This window comes from Streptomyces scabiei 87.22 (genome assembly GCF_000091305.1).
In the GTDB taxonomy this organism is placed as follows: Bacteria; Actinomycetota; Actinomycetes; order Streptomycetales; family Streptomycetaceae; genus Streptomyces; species Streptomyces scabiei.
Genome location: NC_013929.1, coordinates 9,079,280 through 9,096,997, shown reverse-complemented (window position 1 = coordinate 9,096,997; position 17,718 = coordinate 9,079,280). Strand labels below are relative to the sequence as shown.

Annotated in this window: 13 protein-coding genes; 12 read left to right on the top strand and 1 reads right to left on the bottom strand. The window is 73.9% G+C overall.

What is annotated here, in order from left to right; genetic code table 11:
• Window positions 1–15: 15 nt before the first annotated feature.
• From SCAB_RS39215 to SCAB_RS39160, 12 genes are all read left to right on the top strand, one after another.
• Window positions 16–1,278: an AAA family ATPase gene (locus tag SCAB_RS39215; RefSeq protein ID WP_013005594.1), complete on the top strand. Its 1,263-nt coding sequence runs from the start codon at window positions 16–18 to the stop codon at window positions 1,276–1,278.
• Entirely contained in the window at window positions 1,275–2,510 is a 1,236-nt protein-coding gene (locus tag SCAB_RS39210; RefSeq protein ID WP_013005593.1) for a vWA domain-containing protein, read from the top strand. The genes SCAB_RS39215 and SCAB_RS39210 overlap by 4 nt, the downstream gene beginning before the upstream one ends.
• Window positions 2,511–2,650: 140 nt before the next feature.
• The gene (locus SCAB_RS39205) at window positions 2,651–3,907 is read left to right on the top strand and encodes an ATP-grasp domain-containing protein (protein WP_013005592.1); all 1,257 of its coding nucleotides are present in this window, start codon (window positions 2,651–2,653) and stop codon (window positions 3,905–3,907) included.
• On the top strand, window positions 3,904–4,782 hold the full coding sequence (locus SCAB_RS39200) for a Rossmann-like domain-containing protein (RefSeq protein ID WP_013005591.1): 879 nt from the start codon (window positions 3,904–3,906) through the stop codon (window positions 4,780–4,782). The genes SCAB_RS39205 and SCAB_RS39200 overlap by 4 nt, the downstream gene beginning before the upstream one ends.
• On the top strand, window positions 4,779–5,867 hold the full coding sequence (locus SCAB_RS39195) for a PLP-dependent cysteine synthase family protein (protein WP_013005590.1): 1,089 nt from the start codon (window positions 4,779–4,781) through the stop codon (window positions 5,865–5,867). Before SCAB_RS39200 ends, SCAB_RS39195 begins: the two co-directional genes overlap by 4 nt.
• Window positions 5,864–7,027, top strand: a complete 1,164-nt coding sequence (locus SCAB_RS39190; RefSeq protein WP_013005589.1) for a mandelate racemase/muconate lactonizing enzyme family protein — start codon at window positions 5,864–5,866, stop codon at window positions 7,025–7,027. The genes SCAB_RS39195 and SCAB_RS39190 overlap by 4 nt, the downstream gene beginning before the upstream one ends.
• Window positions 7,011–8,273 carry an MFS transporter gene (locus tag SCAB_RS39185; protein ID WP_013005588.1) on the top strand — a complete coding sequence of 421 codons (1,263 nt, stop codon included), beginning with the start codon at window positions 7,011–7,013 and terminating at the stop codon, window positions 8,271–8,273. The genes SCAB_RS39190 and SCAB_RS39185 overlap by 17 nt, the downstream gene beginning before the upstream one ends.
• Window positions 8,270–9,052, top strand: a complete 783-nt coding sequence (locus tag SCAB_RS39180) for a class I SAM-dependent DNA methyltransferase (RefSeq protein ID WP_013005587.1) — start codon at window positions 8,270–8,272, stop codon at window positions 9,050–9,052. The genes SCAB_RS39185 and SCAB_RS39180 overlap by 4 nt, the downstream gene beginning before the upstream one ends.
• A 40-nt stretch (window positions 9,053–9,092) precedes the next feature.
• On the top strand, window positions 9,093–10,676 hold the full coding sequence (locus tag SCAB_RS39175; RefSeq protein ID WP_013005586.1) for an ABC transporter substrate-binding protein: 1,584 nt from the start codon (window positions 9,093–9,095) through the stop codon (window positions 10,674–10,676).
• 83 nt (window positions 10,677–10,759) lie between these two features.
• Window positions 10,760–11,692 (top strand): ABC transporter permease, encoded by a 933-nt coding sequence (locus SCAB_RS39170; RefSeq protein WP_041671219.1) that lies wholly within the window; start codon window positions 10,760–10,762, stop codon window positions 11,690–11,692.
• On the top strand, window positions 11,689–12,579 hold the full coding sequence (locus SCAB_RS39165; protein WP_013005584.1) for an ABC transporter permease: 891 nt from the start codon (window positions 11,689–11,691) through the stop codon (window positions 12,577–12,579). Before SCAB_RS39170 ends, SCAB_RS39165 begins: the two co-directional genes overlap by 4 nt.
• Entirely contained in the window at window positions 12,576–14,216 is a 1,641-nt protein-coding gene (locus SCAB_RS39160) for an ABC transporter ATP-binding protein (protein ID WP_013005583.1), read from the top strand. The genes SCAB_RS39165 and SCAB_RS39160 overlap by 4 nt, the downstream gene beginning before the upstream one ends.
• Before the next feature lie 22 nt (window positions 14,217–14,238).
• Here the strand turns inward: SCAB_RS39160 and SCAB_RS39155 are convergent, their stop codons facing one another.
• Window positions 14,239–17,619 (bottom strand): pyruvate carboxylase, encoded by a 3,381-nt coding sequence (locus SCAB_RS39155; RefSeq protein WP_013005582.1) that lies wholly within the window; start codon window positions 17,617–17,619, stop codon window positions 14,239–14,241.
• Between the last annotated feature and the right edge of the window lie 99 nt (window positions 17,620–17,718).

Here is a 17,718-nt window from a genome sequence, read left to right as displayed (position 1 = left end):
CGAAGGTGATACCCCATGCCCACATGTACCCCGTTCGCCCTGCCCACCACGCTCTCCGAGCCCGTCGCCGCTTCCCAACTCGACGTAGCCGCAGACCTGTTGAGTCTGCTGCGCACCACGACCACCGAACCCCGCCCCGACGCCCAGCTGGAGGCCCTGACGCTGGCCGTCGCCGCCGACCTTCCCGTACTGCTCTGGGGCGAGCCCGGGATCGGCAAGACCGCCGCGCTCACGCAGCTCGCGGCCGCCCTGGACCTTCCGCTGACGACCGTGATCGCCAGCGTGCACGAGCCGTCCGACTTCTCGGGGCTGCCGATCGTCGGCGACGACCCGGCCGAGCAGGGAGTGCCGATGGCCCCGCCGGACTGGGCGGTGCGGCTGGTGCGCGTGGGCCGGGGGCTGCTGTTCCTGGACGAGCTGTCGACGGCGCCGCCCGCGGTGCAGGCCGCGCTGCTGCGCCTGGTGCTGGAGCGGAGGATCGGCACCCTGCAACTGCCGCCCGGCGTAAGGATCGTGGCCGCCGCCAACCCCCGGTCCTCGGCGGCGGACGGCTGGGAGCTGAGCCCGCCGCTGGCCAACCGGTTCGTGCATCTGCAGTGGACGCACGACCACGAGGTCGTCGTACGGGGTCTAGGCGGGACCTGGCCGCGGGCCACTCTGCCGCGGCTCGCGCCGGAACGCCTGCCGGAGGCGGTGGACTTCGCCCGGCGCGCGGTGTGCACGCTGCTGGCCGCCCGGCCCAAGCTGGTGCATCAGCTGCCGAACAGCGAGAGCCGCCGGGGCGGGCCGTGGCCGTCCCCGCGGAGCTGGGAGATGACGCTGCATCTGATCGCCTTCGCGACCGCCGCCGGCGTCTCACGCGATGTGCTCTCCCCGTTGGTGCGCGGCACCGTGGGCGACGGGCCGGGGCTGGAGCTGCTGGCCTCCCTGGACCGGCTCGACCTGCCGGATCCCGAGACGCTGCTCGCCGACCCGGCGGGGGCGGAGCTGCCCCGACGGGGGGATCTGCGGCAGGCGGTGCTCGACGGCGTGGTGGCGGCGGTCCGGGTACGGCCGGAGAAGGACCGCTGGGACGCGGCGTGGGCGCTGCTGGTGCGGGCGCTGGAGACCGGGGCCCCGGATCTGGTGGTCGTCCCCGCGACCACGCTCGCGTCACTGCGCCGCGACGACTGGGACGTACCGGCCGCGATCGAGAGCCTCGCCGGAGTGGTGACGCTGTCGCGGCGGGCGGACGAGGCGGCGTCCCGCGCCGAGCAGGCGACGAGTGCCCGCCGATGAACAGCGGGCAGGGGCTCGACTTCGACAAGCTGTACACCGCCCGGCTGCAGGCGGCGCGGGCCCGTCCCTATCTGGCGACGGCGCTGTTCGCGCTGCAGGCCGTGGAGTCCCGGCGGGTGCCCACCATGGGGGTCGACCGGTACTGGCGGTGTTACGTCTCCCCGGACTTCGTGGACCGCACTCCGGTGGAGGAGCTGGCCGGGGTGTGGGTGCACGAGGTGTCGCATCTCCTGCGCGACCACCACGGGCGCAGTGACCGCGTTGCCAGGGAGCGCGGTCTGACCGGGCCCGGGGAGCGGCTGCGGATGAACATCGCAGCCGACTGCGAGATCAACGACGACGCCTTCGGCGACGGCCTGGTCAAGCCCGAGGGCGTCGTCGATCCGGCGTTCCTGCGGCTGCCGGAGGGGCAGCTGATGGAGGACTATCTGCGTCAGTTCCAACTGGGTCCGTATACCGATGAGTTCGCGTGGCTGGACTGCGGCAGCGGCGCCGACGGTCTGGAACGGGAGTGGGAGCTGGGGGCGGACGGGGCGTGCGCCCTGAGCGAGCAGGAACGGGACGCGGTCCGGTTCCGGGTGGCCCAGGGCATCATCGGCCGGCCCGGGTCGGCGTCCGCGGGCTGGAAGCGCTGGGCGGAGGAGGCGTTCCATCCGCCCCAGGCGTGGCGCGAGCTGCTGGGCGCGGCGGTCCGGTCGGCGGCGTCCGCGCCCGGGGCGGGCGAGGACTACAGCTACGGGCGGCCGTCGCGGCGATCGGCGGGCGTGCCGGGCACTGTGCTGCCGAGTCTGCGGCGCCGGCCTCCCCGCGTGTCGGTGATCATCGACACCTCCGGGTCGGTGAGTGACGCGGAACTGGGCAGTGCGCTGCTGGAGGTCGCGGCGATCTCCCGTGCCGTGGGCGGCCGGCGGGACCTCGTCACCGTCGTCCCCTGCGACGCGGCGGCCCGGATCGCCCACCCGCTGTGCAAGGCGGAGGGCATCCCGCTGCTGGGCGGCGGCGGGACGGACCTGCGCGCCGGCTTCTCCCGGGCGCTGCGCGGCCACCCCAGGCCCGATGTGGTGGTGGCCCTCACCGACGGACAGACCCCCTGGCCCGCCTCCCGGCCGCTGTGCCGGACCGTGGTCGGCCTGTTCCCCCGGCACTCCCGGCGCAACGCGTGGCGCGAGGACGACCCGGACTACGTACCCCACTCGCCGCCGGACTGGGCCCGGGTGGTCCTGATCGGATGAGCCACGTCGGCCTCTCGAAACCCACACATGACAATGAAAACGATTATCGATAAGGTGGGCATGTCAAGCCGGGCGCCTCCTCCGCGGGGGCGTCGTCGGGCTGCCCTGACACCGATACGCACCGCACGAAAAGGGGAGCTGTGGCTCATCTGTTGGTGGTCGAGAGCTGGGTCGGATCGATGAGCAGACTGCTGCCACGGTCCATCCTGGAGGGCGGGCACGAGTTCACGTTCCTCACCCGCGACCTGCACCACTACCTGCGCTCCGCCCCCGAGGGCGCGGCCCACCCGCTCCTCGGCGCCCGGAACGTGGTGACGGCCGACACCAACGACCTCGACACCCTCCTGCCGGAGGCGGAGCGCCTGCACGGGGTGTTCGGCTTCGACGGGGTGATCTCCTCCTGCGACTACTACCTGCCGACGGTCGCCCGCATCGCCGGCCGCCTCGGTCTCCCGGGGCCGGGGCCGCGGGCCGTCGAGGACGCCTGCCGCAAGGACGCCACCCGCCGCGTCCTCGACGACGCCGATGTGCCCGGCCCGCGTTTCGCCCTGCACGAGGAGTGGGCCGATCTCGCCCGCGCGGCGCGTGAGATCGGCTATCCGCTGGTCGTGAAGCCGGTCGACCTGTGCGCGGGCATGTTCGTACGGCGTGTGGACGACGAGGCCGAACTGGCTGCCGCAGTCCGGTCGTTGGCTGACTTCCCGCTGAACGCGCGCGGGCAGCGACGGGTGCCGGGCGTGCTGCTCGAAGAGCTGCTGACCGGTCCCGAGGTGAGCGTCGAGACCGTGTCGCACGCCGGGGCCGTGCACGTCGTGGGCGTGACCGACAAGAGCGTCGGCGGCGCGCCCGCGTTCATCGAGACCGGGCACATGTTCCCCGCCGCCCTGACCGGCGCCGACACCGAGGCCGCCGAACAGACCGCGCTGAGCGCGCTCAAGGCGCTCGGGCTGACCGACGGCCTCGTGGCCCACACCGAGATCAAGCTGACCCCTGCCGGTCCGCGCGTGGTCGAGGTCAACCCCCGGCCCGCCGGGAACCGCATCACCGAGCTGATCCGTCATGTCACCGGCATCGACCTCGCCGCGGCCGCCGTGGAGGTCGCCCTCGGCCGTGCGCCCGATCTGCGCCGCCGGGAGACCGGGCTGCGCAGCGCGGCCGTCGGCTTCCTCGTACCGCAGAGCTCGGGCACGCTGGTGGCGCTGGACGGCGGCCCGCTCACCGATGCCGCCGGAGTGCTGGAGGCGCAGCTCGCCGAGCCGGGCCGGCAGGTCAGACAGGCCGGCAGCAACAACGAGTACCTCGGTCATGTCATGGTGGGCGACCCTGCCGGGCCGGGCGCACGCGAACAGGTCGAATCGCTGCTGGCCGAGGTGCGCGCCGGGCTGGTGATCCGGTGACCGCCCTGGCGCGGGCCGCCGGTGCCGCCACCACGTACGAGAACCTGCTGGAGCGTACCCTCGCGGGCGAACTCGGCCCGGATCCACGGACGTTGCGCGTCTCGGTGGCGTTCGTGACGCGGCAGGCGGTGCGGCACGACGGGCGGGGCACCGGCTATCGCAACGAGGTGCTCAGTCTGCGTCTCGCCGGTGCCGTGGGGTCCTGCGCGGTCGAGCCCGGCGCCCTGCCGGACTCGGCGGTCGACGACTGCGCCGGCGCCGACGCCGCCCGCCTCCTCGGGCATCCGCTCCTCCCCGTGCGGGTGGCCGCGCTCGACGCCTATCTCATGCATGCCGGCCCGCACACCCCGGAACACGGGGCACACCCCTTCCCGCTGCCGGCCGGTACCTCGCTGGAGAAGTCACGGGCGCGGGCGCGGGCCGTCGTCGAACTGCTCGATCTGCCCGAGGGCGCCACCGTGCTCGTGGTGGGCGTCGTCAACTCCCTGCTGGAGGGGCTGCGTTCACGCGGACTGCGCTATGTGCCGTGCGATCTCAAGGGCGGCGCCACGGAGTGGGGGGAGCCGGTCGTCACCGACGCGCTCGCGGCCGCGGAGTCCTGTGACGCGCTGCTGGTCTCCGGGATGACCCTGGGCAACGGCAGCTTCGAGCCGCTGCGGCGGCACGCGCTGGCGCGGGGCAAGCAGCTGGTGATGTTCGCGCAGACCGGCAGTGCGGTGCTCCCCAGGTTCCTCGGTCACGGCGTGAGCGCGGTGTGCGCGGAGCCGTACCCCTTCTTCTGGCTGGACGCGGGACCGGGCACCCTGCACCGCTACCGCTCGGACGGAACGGCCCCCGGCCGGGGCGTCGGCCACCTGGTGGGAGAGCGCCGGTGACGTCCACGACCGTCCTCCGTGCCGTCGCCCGTCCGGAGCTGCTGTCGCTGGTCGGGCGGACGCCGCTGGCGCGGATCACCGCCGATCTGCCGGGCCCGCAGCCGGGGTTCTGGGCCAAACTCGAAGGGCTCGCGGCCGGCGGGATGAAGGCGCGGGCCGCCGTGTCCATGCTGCTGGGCGCCCGGGAGCGGGGTGAACTGCTGCCCGGCGCCCCCGTGGTGGAATCGACCTCCGGCACGCTGGGCATCGGGCTGGCCTTCGCCGGACAGGCGCTCGGCCATCCGGTCGTCCTGGTCGGCGACAGCGAACTGGAGCCGTCCATGCGCCAGTTGCTGCGCTCCCACGGCGTCCGGCTGGAGCTCGTTGACCGCCCGGCGGCCGTGGGCGGCTGGCAGGCGGCCCGTCTGACGCGACTGCGGGACCTGCTCGCCGTCCTGCCCGGGGCGTACTGGCCCGACCAGTACAACAACCCCGACAACACCGCCGGCTACGCCTCGCTCGCCGCCGAACTCGCCGTGCAGCTCGATCACGTGGACGTCCTGGTGTGCAGCGTCGGCACCGGCGGGCACAGCGCGGGGATCATCGGCCCGCTCCGGCGGCACTGGCCCGCGCTGCGCCTCGTCGGCGTCGACTCCACCGGCTCGACGATCTTCGGCCAGCCGGCCCGGCCGAGGCTGATGCGGGGCCTGGGCAGCAGCATCCACCCGCGCAACGTGGCCTACGACGCCTTCGACGAGGTGCACTGGGTCGGTCCGGCCGAGGCCGTCGACAGCTGCCGCCGCCTCGCCCGGGGGAGCTTCGTCAGCGGCGGCTGGAGCACCGGGGCGGTCGCGCTCGTCGCCGCCTGGGCGGCCCGTGTCCACCCCGGTGCCGTCGTCGCCACCGTCTTCCCGGACGGCCCGCACCGCTACCTCGGCAGCGTCTACGACGACGACTTCGCCGCCGCCCACGGCATCGACCCGGCCTCCGCCGCCGTCCGCCCCGTCGAGATCCCCCATCCCGGCGCGGCCGAGGCCGTCGGCTGGGTCCGGTGCGGCAGGGTCCGCGACCCGCTCCAGGTCCCCCGTCCGGAAGAGAGACTGTGAAGGTCACCCGGCGCACCGTACGCCTCGCACTCGCCGAGCCGTTGCGCATCTCCCGCTCCACCATGTCCGCGCGTGACGCGGTGTGGCTGACCGTCGAGGACGACGACGGGCGGCACGGCCACGGTGAGGCCGTCACCAGCGTGTACTACGGCCTCGACACGGGCACCCTGGACCGGCTGTTCGCGGACGTGGCCGTGGACCTCGCCCGTTTCCGCGATCCGGAGAGCGCGCTGGAGGCCCTGGTCGACGGCGAGTTGGCCGGTGCCCCGGCGACCGCGCCCGCCGTGACCGCCGCCGTCGGCGCCGCGCTCCTCGATCTGGCCGGCAAGCGCGCGGACAGCCCCGTCCACCGTCTGCTGGGCGCCCCGTCCGCCCCGACGGCCGCGACCGCCCGCACCATCGGCATCACCTCACCGGCCCGCGCCGGGGCCCAGGCACGCCGCCTGGCCGCGTGCGGCTTCGGGGTCCTCAAGGTGAAGGCCGGGGCCCCGGACCCGGAGGAGGACGTCGAGCGCGTCCGGGCCGTCCGTGCCGCAGCGCCCCGGGCCAGGCTGCTCCTGGACCCCAACGGCGCCTGGACGACGTCCCGGGCCGAGGCCCTGCTGCCGCGCTTCGCGGACCTCGGGGTGGAGGCCGTCGAACAGCCCATCGCCCCCGGTGACCCGGAGGCGCTGGCGGCCCTCGCGCAGCGCTCGCCGCTGCCCGTCATCGCCGACGAGGACGCGGTGGGGCTGGAGGACGTACGGCGGCTGGCGGGACGGGTGCACGGTGTCAACGTCAAGCTCGCCAAGTGCGGCGGCGTCCACGCGGCCCTGCGGATCGCCGAGTCGATCGAGGGCAGCGGCACCGAGCTGATGCTCGGCTGCCTCACCGCCAGCAGCCTCGGTCTCGCCCCCGCCGTCCATCTCGTGGACCGGGCCCGCTGGGTCGACCTCGACGGACATCTCCTGCTCGCCGCCGACCCCTGGACCGGAATCGGCGGCACCGACGGACACGTGACGACAACCGGGCTCCCCGGACTGGGAGTTCGGCGCCGCACGACCGGTGGACACGACGAGGACGAAGCCCGAACCGAGGGGAGCGCACCGCTCGATCCGGCAGCCGCGGCGAACGGACCGCGCGGCGGAACGGAGGGGACAGGCCGTGCAGACCTGGCATGAGATACGCGCGTTCCCGTTCGCCGTCCGCCTCCTGCTGGTCAACCAGCTCGGCGTCAACATCGGCTTCTACCTGCTGATCCCCTACCTCGCCACCCACCTCACCGAGAACCTGGGCATGTCGGCGGCCGTCGTCGGGATCGTCCTGGGCGTCCGGAACCTGAGCCAGCAGGGCCTGTTCGTCATCGGCGGTTCCGCCTCGGACCGGCTCGGCGCGCGGGGCGTGATCATCGCCGGCTGTGCGCTGCGGACCGTCGGGTTCGCGCTGTTCGCGCTCGGCGACGGACTGCCGGTGCTGCTCGCCGCGTCGGTGCTCAGCGGACTCGCCGGGGCGCTGTTCAACCCGGCGGTGCGGGCGTACCTGTCGCAGGAGTCCGGGGAGCGCAAGGCGGAGGCGTTCGCGCTGTTCAACGTCTTCGCGACGACCGGGGCCCTGATCGGACCGCTGCTGGGCGGCGCGCTGCTGCTGGTGGACTTCCGTACGTCGGCGCTGACCGCCGCCGGGATCTTCGCGGTCCTCACCGTGGCGCAGGCCCTGGTCCTGCCCGCGCGGAGGACCGAACCGAGCGGCGGCGGTGTCCTCGGGGACTGGCGCGAGGTGCTCGGCAACCGTGCCTTCCTGGCGTTCGCGCTGGCCATGGTCGGCATGTTCACCCTGGAGAACCAGCTGTACCTGCTGCTGCCCACGGGGGCCAGGGAGGCCACCGGCTGGGACGGCGCGGCCGGGCTCGTCCTCCTCGTCGGCACGCTCGCCAACCTCGCGCTGCAACTGCGCATCACCCGATCGCTCAAGTCCCGTGGGGATACGCCCCGTTGGATCGGTGCAGGGCTCGTCCTGACCGGCCTTGCCTTCCTTCCAGCGGCCCTGGCGGCCGCTGTCGGGGCCTCGGGACGGCTCGCCCTCGTGCCGGTCCTCCTCGGCGCGCTGCTCCTCCATCTCGGCCTCATGATCGCCTCACCGTTCGTGATGGAGCTGATCCCCCGTTTCGGGCGCGAGGAGCTGACCGGCACGTACTTCGGCATCTTCTACGTCGTCTCGGGCATCGCGGCGGCCGTGGGCAACACCGTCGTCGGGTGGGCCATGGACGCCGGAGGGCGTAGCGGCCACCCCTGGGTGCCCTGGGTGTGCTGCGCCGTCCTCGGGCTCCTCTCGGCGGCCGGCGTCGGACGGCTGCACCGGCTGGGGGCGCTTCCCGCGAGGCCAGCCGCACCCGCGGTCGCCCCGGCCGGTGAGCGGAGCAGCGCATGACCGCCGCCAACCTCCTCACCGACAACCCGGCGCTGTACGAGGCCCGCTTCCCCGATCACGGGCGGCTGGCCGGGCGTTGGGCCGAGGACTGTCTGCGGCGTCACGGGGCCGGCCCCCGGGTCCTGGACATGGGCTGCGGCACCGGGCGCGACGCCGCCCATCTGCACCGCGCCGGCCGTACGGTGACCGGCGCCGACGTCTCCGATGCGATGCTCGCCCACGCCCGTGCCCGGCACCCCGGGCCGCAGTACGTACGGGCCGATCTGCACGGCTTCGACCTGGGCCGGGCCGCCTTCGACGCGGTGGTCTGCCTGGACAGCTCGCTGCTGTACTGCCACACCGCCGCCCAGCTCGACGGATTCCTCTCCTCCTGCCGCCGGGCGCTCGCCGACGGCGGGCTGCTGGTCGCGGAGATGCGCAACGGGGCCTACTTCCTGGGCCGCACCGACCTGCTCGACACTCCGGCCGTGCACGCCTTCACCTGGCAGGGCACCGCCTACCGGTCCACCACCACCCTCACCGTGGACCGCACCGCCCAACTCCTGCGCCGGGTCCGGGTCTGGACCTCGGACGACGGCACGCAGCAGGCCGAACAGCGGTCCGCCTGGCGGCTGTTGTTCCCGCAGGAGCTGCGCCACGTCCTGACCGCGCACGGCTTCGAGGTGCTCGAACTGCACGACGGGCCGGGTCCGCGCACCGAACCGCCGTGGCACGAGGGTCGGTTGCCCGGCAGCACGGCCGACGCGGACCGGCTGCACCTCGTCGCCCGGCTCGCCTGACGCCCCCTCACTTCTTCTCCCCATCACCGAAGGAACCCTCATGCACGACGAACGTTTCACCGGTCTGCGCCGACGCGGCTTCCTCGCCGCGGGCGGTGCCGTCGCACTCGGCTCACTCGCCCTGACGGGGTGCGGTGACGGCGGCGGCACGGACGCCGGGGCCGGTGGCAGCGACGGCAGGCCGAAGCGCGGCGGACGGCTGCGCGCCGCGTTCGCGGGCGGCGGCGCCAGTGAGACCCTCGACCCGCACCTGGCCAGTCTCTTCGCCGACGTCGCCAGGGCCAAGGCCCTGTTCGACAAGCTCGCCGACTACGGCGCCGACCTGTCGGCGCGGCCTCGCCTCGCGGCGAAGTGGGAGTCGGACAAGGCCCTGGACCGTTGGCGGGTCACCCTGCGCGAGGCCGCCTTCCACGACGGCAGCCCGGTCACCGCGAAGGACGTGCTGTTCAGCTACCGCCGTATCGCCGACCCGAAGAAGGCGTTCCGCGCGAAGGCGTCCCTGGAGCCCATCGACCTCGACGCCAGCCGGGCCACCGGGGAGCGGGACATCGAGTTCGTCCTGAAGCGGCCCACCGCCGAGTTCCCCAACGTGCTGGCCGCGTTCGGCGCCTACATCGTCCCCGAGGGCACCGCCGACGCCGACTTCGACCGGAAGCCGATCGGCTCCGGGCCCTTCCGTTTCGTGTCGTTCGCCCCCGGCCGTTCGGCCGTCTTCCGCCGCCACGACGCCTACTGGGACGGCGCCCCGCACTTGGACGAACTCGAATTCGTCGTCGCCAATGAGGAGTCGGCCCGGGTGAACGCGCTCCTCGGCGGCCAGGTCGAATACGCACACGAACTGAACCCCGCCACCGCCCGCGCCCACGAGGACAAGGGACGGATCGAGATCGTCCGGCTGCGCAACAGCGCCATGCAGGCGTTCTGCATGAAGACCGACCGGCCGCCCTTCGACGACAAGCGGGTGCGGGAGGCGTTCTTCCTGATCGCCGACCGTCAGGAACTCGTGGACGGGGCCCTGTCGGGGGCGGGCGTCGTCGGCAACGACCTGTTCGGCAAGGGCTACGAGTACTACCCCGCCGGCCTCCCGCAGCGCGAACAGGACCTCGACCGGGCCCGCGCCCTGCTGAAACGGGCCGGCGCCGAGAAGCTGAAGGTCACCCTGGACACCTCGGCCGTGGCCGCCGGATTCACCGAGGCGGCCGGCATCTTCCGCGACCAGGCCGCGAAGGCGGGCGTCACCGTCGAGGTCAGGATGGGCAGCAAGGACTCGTACTGGAGCGACATCCTCGACTCCGGCACCCTCTCCTGCTACCGCTCCGGCGCCATGCCCATCGAGGCGCACATCTCGCAGCGGCTGCTCATCGACTCCACCACCAACGCCACCCACTGGCGGCACAAGGACTTCGACGCGCTGTACCGGCAGGCGCAGTCCAGCCGGGACAAGGCGGAGCGCGGGGCGGTCTACGAGCGGATGCAGCGTCGGCTGTACGCCGAGGGCGGCTTCCTGATCTGGGGTTTCGCCGACTGGATCATCGGAACGAGCAGGCAGGTGAGGGGAGTCCGGACCGAGGCGCCCGCCAACACGCTCGACTGGGCACGGTTCGACAAGGTGTGGCTGACGTGACCACGAGCGCCCCGGAGGGCTGCGGGGAGCCGGGCGACCGGCCACGACGGCGCGGTACGCGTCCGGCGCCCCCGCTCCCCTTCGTGGCCCGGCGCCTCCTGCTGGGCGCTGCGCAGGTCGTGGCCGTCGTGCTGCTGGTCTTCGCGCTCACCGAGGCGTTGCCGGGCGACGCCGCGGTCGCGCTCGCCGGTGACCAGCCCGACCCGGCGCGCATCGCCGCCATCCGCGAGGCGATGCACCTGGACCGGCCCGTGCACGAGCGGCTGGCCGACTGGGCGCTCGGCCTGCCGCAGGGCGACTTCGGGACCTCCCTCACCTCCGGCCGCCCGGTCGCCGGGTACATCGCCGACGGCTTCGGCCCGACCCTGCTGCTCGCCGCGCTCACGGTCGCTCTGCTCGTGCCGGTCGGCTTCGGGCTGGGCGTCCTGGCCGCGCGGCACGAGGGCGGGCCGGTCGACCGGCTGGTCAGCTCCGTGACGCTCGCCGTGTACGCGGTGCCCGAGTTCGCCCTCGGAGTGCTGTTGGTGACCGTGTTCGCGCTGCGGCTCGGCTGGCTGCCGCCCACGGCCGTCGGCCACGGCGGCGACCTGCTCGCCCGTCCGGCCGTGCTGGTCCTGCCCGTCCTCGTCCTGCTGTCCCGGCCGGTGTGCTCGCTCGCCCGCCTGGTCCGCGCGGGCATGGTCGACGCCCTCGCCTCCCCCTTCGTCGCGCACGCCCGCCGGTGCGGGATCCAGGGCGCGCGCGTCCGCTACGCCCACGCGCTCCCCCACGCGCTCGCCCCCGCCGCTCAGCAACTCGCCCGCACGGCGGACTGGCTGCTGTGCGGCGTCGTCGTCGTGGAGGCCCTCTTCGTGATCCCCGGGCTCGGTACCGTGCTGCTCAACGCCGTCACCGAACGCGATGTCCCCGTCGTCCAGGGCCTGGCGGTGGTCTTCGGCGTCCTGACCGTCGTCCTCAACCTGGGCGCGGACATGGTCGCCCGGCGTCTGGCCCCCCGGGCGGGGGTGGCCGCGTGACCCGGGGCACCGATGCCGGAGCGGGTGCCGTCGCCCGGGGGCGTACGACGCGCTTCGCGCTCGGCGTCGCGGTCATAGCCGTTCCTCTTCTCCTGGCCCTCCTGGGACCGGTGTTCGCCGGGGAGCCGGAGCCGCGGGCCATGTCCTTCACGCTCGGCGACGGGCACTGGCTCGGTACGGACTTCACGGGCCGGGACGTGTGGCAGCAGATCCTGCACGGCGGTCGGCCGGTCGTGCTGACCGCGCTCGGCGCCGGAGCGCTCGCCTACCTGGTCGCCCTGCCGGTCGGCCTGCTCGCGGCACTGACCCACCGCCGGTGGCTGGAGGAACTGCTCATGCGGCCCCTGGACGTGCTGATCTCGGTCCCGTCGCTGTTGCTGATCCTGCTGGTGGCGTCCGTGTCCACCCCCGGAGCCGTGGGCCTCGCCCTCCTCGTCGCCCTGGTCAACGTGCCGGACGCCGCCCGCCTCGTGCGCGCCGCCGCCACGGATGCCGCCGCCCGGCCCGTCGTCGAGGCCCTCCGCCTCCAGGGCGAGACGTGGTGGCGCACCGCCGTGGGGCATGTGGGCCGCAGCATCCTGCGTACCCTCGGCGCGGATGCCGGGACACGGCTCACGGGCGTCCTGTACCTGGTCGCCACCGCCGCGTTCCTCGGTGTCGGGGTGGCCCCGGACGCCGCCGACTGGGCGGTCATGGTCGACCGCAACCGTACGGGTCTGTTCGTGCAGCCCTGGGCCGTGGTCGTCCCCGCGCTGCTGATCGTCGCGCTGACCACGGGCACGAACCTCCTCTTCGACGCGGCGTTGGAGAGGCCCGGCGGGCCGACGGGGCGCCGCGAGCACGGACGGGTTCCGGCGAGGGTCCGCACAGGAAGGGGACGACGGTGACGCGGTACGACGACGAAGCCGGCCGGGCCGCCCCGGCCCCCCTGGCCGAGATCACCGGCCTGCGGGTCGAGGTGGGCGGCCGGGCGATCGTGGACGGAGTGGACCTGCGGGTGCTGCCGGGCCGGATCACCGCGCTGGTGGGCGCCTCCGGCAGCGGGAAGACGACCACCGGGCTGGCGCTGCTGGGCGAGTACCCGGAAGGGGCGCGCGTCACCGGCGAGGTCCGTCTCGCGACGGCGGGCCCGGTCGGGTACGTCCCCCAGCATCCGGCGGCCGTGCTCAACCCCGCCCGCCGGATCAGTGCCCTGCTCACCGACATCGCCCGCGCCCAGGTGCGCCCGCTCCCCCGGCGTGCCCGCCGCACCGCCGCCCGGGACCGCGTACTGCGCGCCCTGGCCCAGGCACAACTCACCGACGGCGAAGCGCTGTTGGCACGCCATCCGCACCAGCTCTCCGGCGGTCAGCAGCAACGGGTGGTCCTCGCCCAGGCCCTCCTGCTCGGGGCGCGGGTCGTCGTCGCCGACGAACCGACCACCGGTCAGGACATGTTGACCAAGCGTGGCGTCGTCGAACAGCTGGCGGCGGTCGCGGCGCACGGCATCGCGGTCGTCCTGCTCAGCCACGACCTCGACGTCGTCCGCGCGCTCGCCGACGAGGTCCACGTCATGCGGGAGGGACGGGTCGTGGAGTCGGGTCCCACCGCACGGGTGTGGGAGGCGCCCCGGCACGCGTGGACCCGGCAGCTCCTGTCCGCGCGCCCGAGTTTGCCGGAGACGGGACCGACGCCCCGGACGGACCAGGGCACCGGCCCGGGCGAGGGAACCCCCGCCCGCGTCGCCCGGACCGCCACCGCGCCCGTCCTGCGGGTCCGCGGTCTCACCGCCCGTCACCGTGACGGCTCACGCGGCACGGGGGTGACCGTGCACGTCGGCGAACTCGCCCTGTATGCGGGTGAGTCGCTGGCCGTCGTCGGACGTTCGGGCAGCGGCAAGACCACCCTCGCCCGGTGTCTCGCCGGGCTCCACCGGGACCTCGACGGCGAGATCCTCCTCGACGGCATCCCGCTGCCGCGCAGCCTGCGCGATCGCGACCGGGGACGGCTGGCGGCGGTGCAGTACGTCTTCCAGGACGCCCGCGCCTCCTTCGACGAGCACCGGCCGGTACGGGACCAGATCGCCCGCACGGCGGTCCGGCTGCGCGGGCTGGACGCGGGGGCGGCCGAGGCGGAGGCGCTGACGACGGCGCGGCGTCTCGGTCTCCCCGCGGAACTGGTGCGGCGTCGTCCCGCCGGGCTCTCCGGCGGGGAACTGCAGCGCGCCGCGCTGGCCCGCGCCCTCCTCGCCCGTCCGCGCGTCCTGCTCTGCGACGAGATCACCTCGGGCCTGGACGCCGTCACCCGGCGCGGCATCCTCGACGTCCTCACCGGACTGTGCGGCGACGCCGAGGGGGCCGGACCGGCGCTCGTCCTGATCACCCACGACCTGGACACCGCCGCGGTCGCCCACCGCATCGCGGTCATGGACGCCGGGCACGTGGTCGAACAGGGCCCCGCCCACCAGGTCCTCACCGCCCCGCGGCACGCCTTCACGGCTCACCTGGTGTCGGCGGCACGCCGGCCGGCCGGGGCGGCGCCCTGAGGCGCCCGCCCCGACGCGGAGGTCAGACGATCTCGACCAGCAGGTCGCCGCCCTCCACCTGCTGGATCTTGTTGATGGCCAGGCGGGAGACCCGGCCGGCCTTGGAGACGGTGATGGTGGCCTCCATCTTCATCGCCTCGATGGTGGCGACGGTCGCGCCCGCCGCGACTTCGTCGCCCTCGGCGACGGCGAGGGTGACCACCCCGGCGAACGGGGCGGCGACATGGCCGGAGTTGGAGCGGTCGGCCTTCTCCGTGACGGGGATGTCCGAGGAGGCGGCCTTGTCGCGGATCTGGATCGGCCGCAGCTGGCCGTTCAGGGTGGACATCACCGTGCGCATACCGCGTTCGTCGGCCTCGCCGACGGCCTCCAGGCCGATGAGGAGCCGCACACCGGGCTCCAGGTCGACGGCGTACTCCGTGCCGGGGCCGAGGCCGTAGAAGAAGTCCTTGCTGTCGAGGACGCTGGTGTCGCCGTAGGTCTGGCGGTGGTTCTCGAACTCGCGCGTCGGGCCGGGGAACAGCAGCCGGTTGAGGGTGGCGCGGCGGTCCTTCTCGAGTCCGGCGCGGTCCTCGGCGTTCAGGTCCTGGACCGGCTTGGCGTCGGCGCGGCCCTGGAGGGCCTTGCTGCGGAACGGCTCGGGCCAGCCGCCGGGCGGGGTGCCCAGCTCGCCGCGGAGGAAGCCGATGACGGAGTCCGGGATGTCGAACCGGTCGGGCGTGGCCTCGAAGTCGGCGGGTGACACCCCGGCCCCGACGAGGTGCAGGGCGAGGTCGCCGACCACCTTGGAGGAGGGCGTGACCTTCACCAGGTGGCCGAGGATGCGGTCGGCGGCCGTGTACATCGCCTCGATGTCCTCGAAGCGGTCGCCGAGACCGAGGGCGACGGCCTGGGTGCGCAGGTTGGAGAGCTGGCCGCCGGGGATCTCGTGGTCGTAGACGCGGCCGGTCGGCGAGGCGAGGCCCGCCTCGAAGGGGGCGTAGACGCGGCGCACGCTCTCCCAGTAGGGCTCCAGGTCGCCGACGGCCCGCAGGTCTAGGCCCGTGGGGCGGTCCGAGTAGTCGGTCGCCGCCACGATCGCGGAGAGCGACGGCTGCGAGGTGGTACCCGCCATGGAGGCCACCGCCCCGTCGACGGCGTCGGCGCCGGCCTGGATCGCGGCGAGGTAGGTGGCGAGCTGACCGCCGGCGGTGTCGTGGGTGTGGATGTGCACCGGCAGGTCGAACTCGCGGCGCAGCGCGGTCACGAGCTTGGTCGCGGCGGGGGCGCGCAGCAGGCCCGCCATGTCCTTGACGGCGAGGACATGGGCGCCGGCCTCGACGATCTGCTCGGCGAGCCGGAGGTAGTAGTCGAGGGTGTAGAGCTGCTCGGCCGGGTCGGAGAGGTCGGAGGTGTAGCAGAGGGCGACCTCGGCGACGGCCGTTCCGGTGGCCCGGACGGCGTCGATGGCGGGCCGCATCTGGCCCACGTCGTTGAGCGCGTCGAAGATCCGGAAGATGTCGATGCCGGTCTCGGTGGCCTCCTGGACGAAGGCGTCGGTGACCTCGGTCGGGTACGGCGTGTAGCCGACGGTGTTGCGGCCGCGCAGCAGCATCTGGAGGCAGATGTTGGGGGCGGCGGCGCGGAAGGCGGCCAGCCGCTCCCAGGGGTCCTCGGCGAGGAAGCGCAGGGCCACGTCGTAGGTGGCGCCGCCCCAGCACTCCAGGGAGAGGAGCTGCGGGAGGGTCCGGGCGACCACGGGGGCGACGGCGAGCATGTCCTTCGTACGGACCCGGGTGGCCAGCAGCGACTGGTGGGCGTCCCGGAAGGTGGTGTCGGTGACACCGATGGTCGGCGACGCGCGCAGCCAGCGGGCGAAGCCCTCCGGGCCGAGTTCGACGAGCTTCTGCTTGGAGCCGGCCGGGGGCTCGGCCGCGGCGGCGCCGGCCCTCGGCAGCTTGGCCGTCGGGTCGGCGAGGTCGGGCCGTGGGCCGTTCGGCTTGTTCACGGTGACGTCGGCCAGATAGGTGAGCAGCTTGGTGCCCCGGTCGGCCGAATGGCGGGAGGTGAGCAGGTGCGGGCGCTGCTCGATGAACGAGGTGGTGACGTTGCCGGACTGGAAGTCGGGGTCGTCGAGGACGGCCTGCAGGAACGGGATGTTGGTGGAGACGCCCCGGATGCGGAACTCGGCGACCGCGCGCCGGGCCCGGTTGACTGCGGTGGTGAAGTCCCGGCCGCGGCAGGTCAGTTTGACCAGCATGGAGTCGAAGTGGGCGCTGATCTCCGTACCGGCGTGGGTGGTGCCGCCGTCCAGACGGATGCCGGAGCCACCGGGCGAGCGGTAGGCGCTGATCCGGCCGGTGTCGGGGCGGAAGCCGTTGGCGGGGTCCTCGGTGGTGATACGGCACTGCAGGGCGGCGCCGCGCAGGGTGACGGTCTCCTGGGACAGGCCGAGGTCGGCGAGGGTGGCCCCGGCGGCGATCCGCAGCTGGGACTGGACGAGGTCGACGTCGGTGACCTCCTCGGTGACCGTGTGCTCGACCTGGATGCGGGGGTTCATCTCGATGAAGACGTGGTTGCCGTCGCGGTCGAGGAGGAACTCGACGGTGCCCGCGTTGCGGTAGCCGATCTCGCGGGCGAACCGGACGGCGTCGGCGCAGATCCGGTCGCGCAGGTCCGGGTCGAGGTTCGGGGCGGGCGCCAGCTCGATGACCTTCTGGTGGCGGCGCTGCACCGAACAGTCGCGTTCGAAGAGATGGATGACGTTGCCGTGGCCGTCGGCGAGGATCTGCACCTCGATGTGGCGGGGCTCGACGACGGCCTTCTCCAGGAAGACGGTGGGGTCGCCGAAGGCGGAGGCGGCCTCGCGGGAGGCGGCCTCGATGGACTCGCGCAGCGCGGCGGGGTCCTCGACGCGGCGCATGCCGCGCCCGCCACCGCCGGCGACCGCCTTCACGAAGATGGGGAAGCCGATGCCGTCGGCGGCACGGACCAGTTCGTCCACGTCGGTGGAGGGCTCGGAGGAGCCGAGGACCGGTACGCCGGCGGCGCGGGCGGCGGCCACCGCGCGCGCCTTGTTGCCGGTCAGCTCCAGGATGTGCGCGCTGGGGCCGACGAAGGTGATGCCGGCCTCCTCGCACGCCCGGGCCAGCTCGGGGTTCTCGGACAGGAAGCCGTAGCCCGGGTAGACGGCGTCGGCGCCGGCGAGGCGGGCGGCGCGCATGACCTCCTCGACGGAGAGGTAGGCCCGCACGGGGTGGCCCGGTTCGCCGATCTCGTAGGCCTCGTCGGCCTTGAGCCGGTGCAGCGAGTTGCGATCCTCGTGGGGGAAGACGGCGACCGTCCGCGCGCCCACTTCATAGCCTGCGCGGAACGCGCGGATCGCGATCTCGCCGCGGTTGGCGACCAGTACCTTGCGGAGCATTCCGGATCCCTTCGGCCTGCCTGGTGAGGAACACCATGGTCGCGGCAATGCGGCCGACGTGCCATGAGAGTCCCGTCACTGACAGGTGATCGGAGGTCT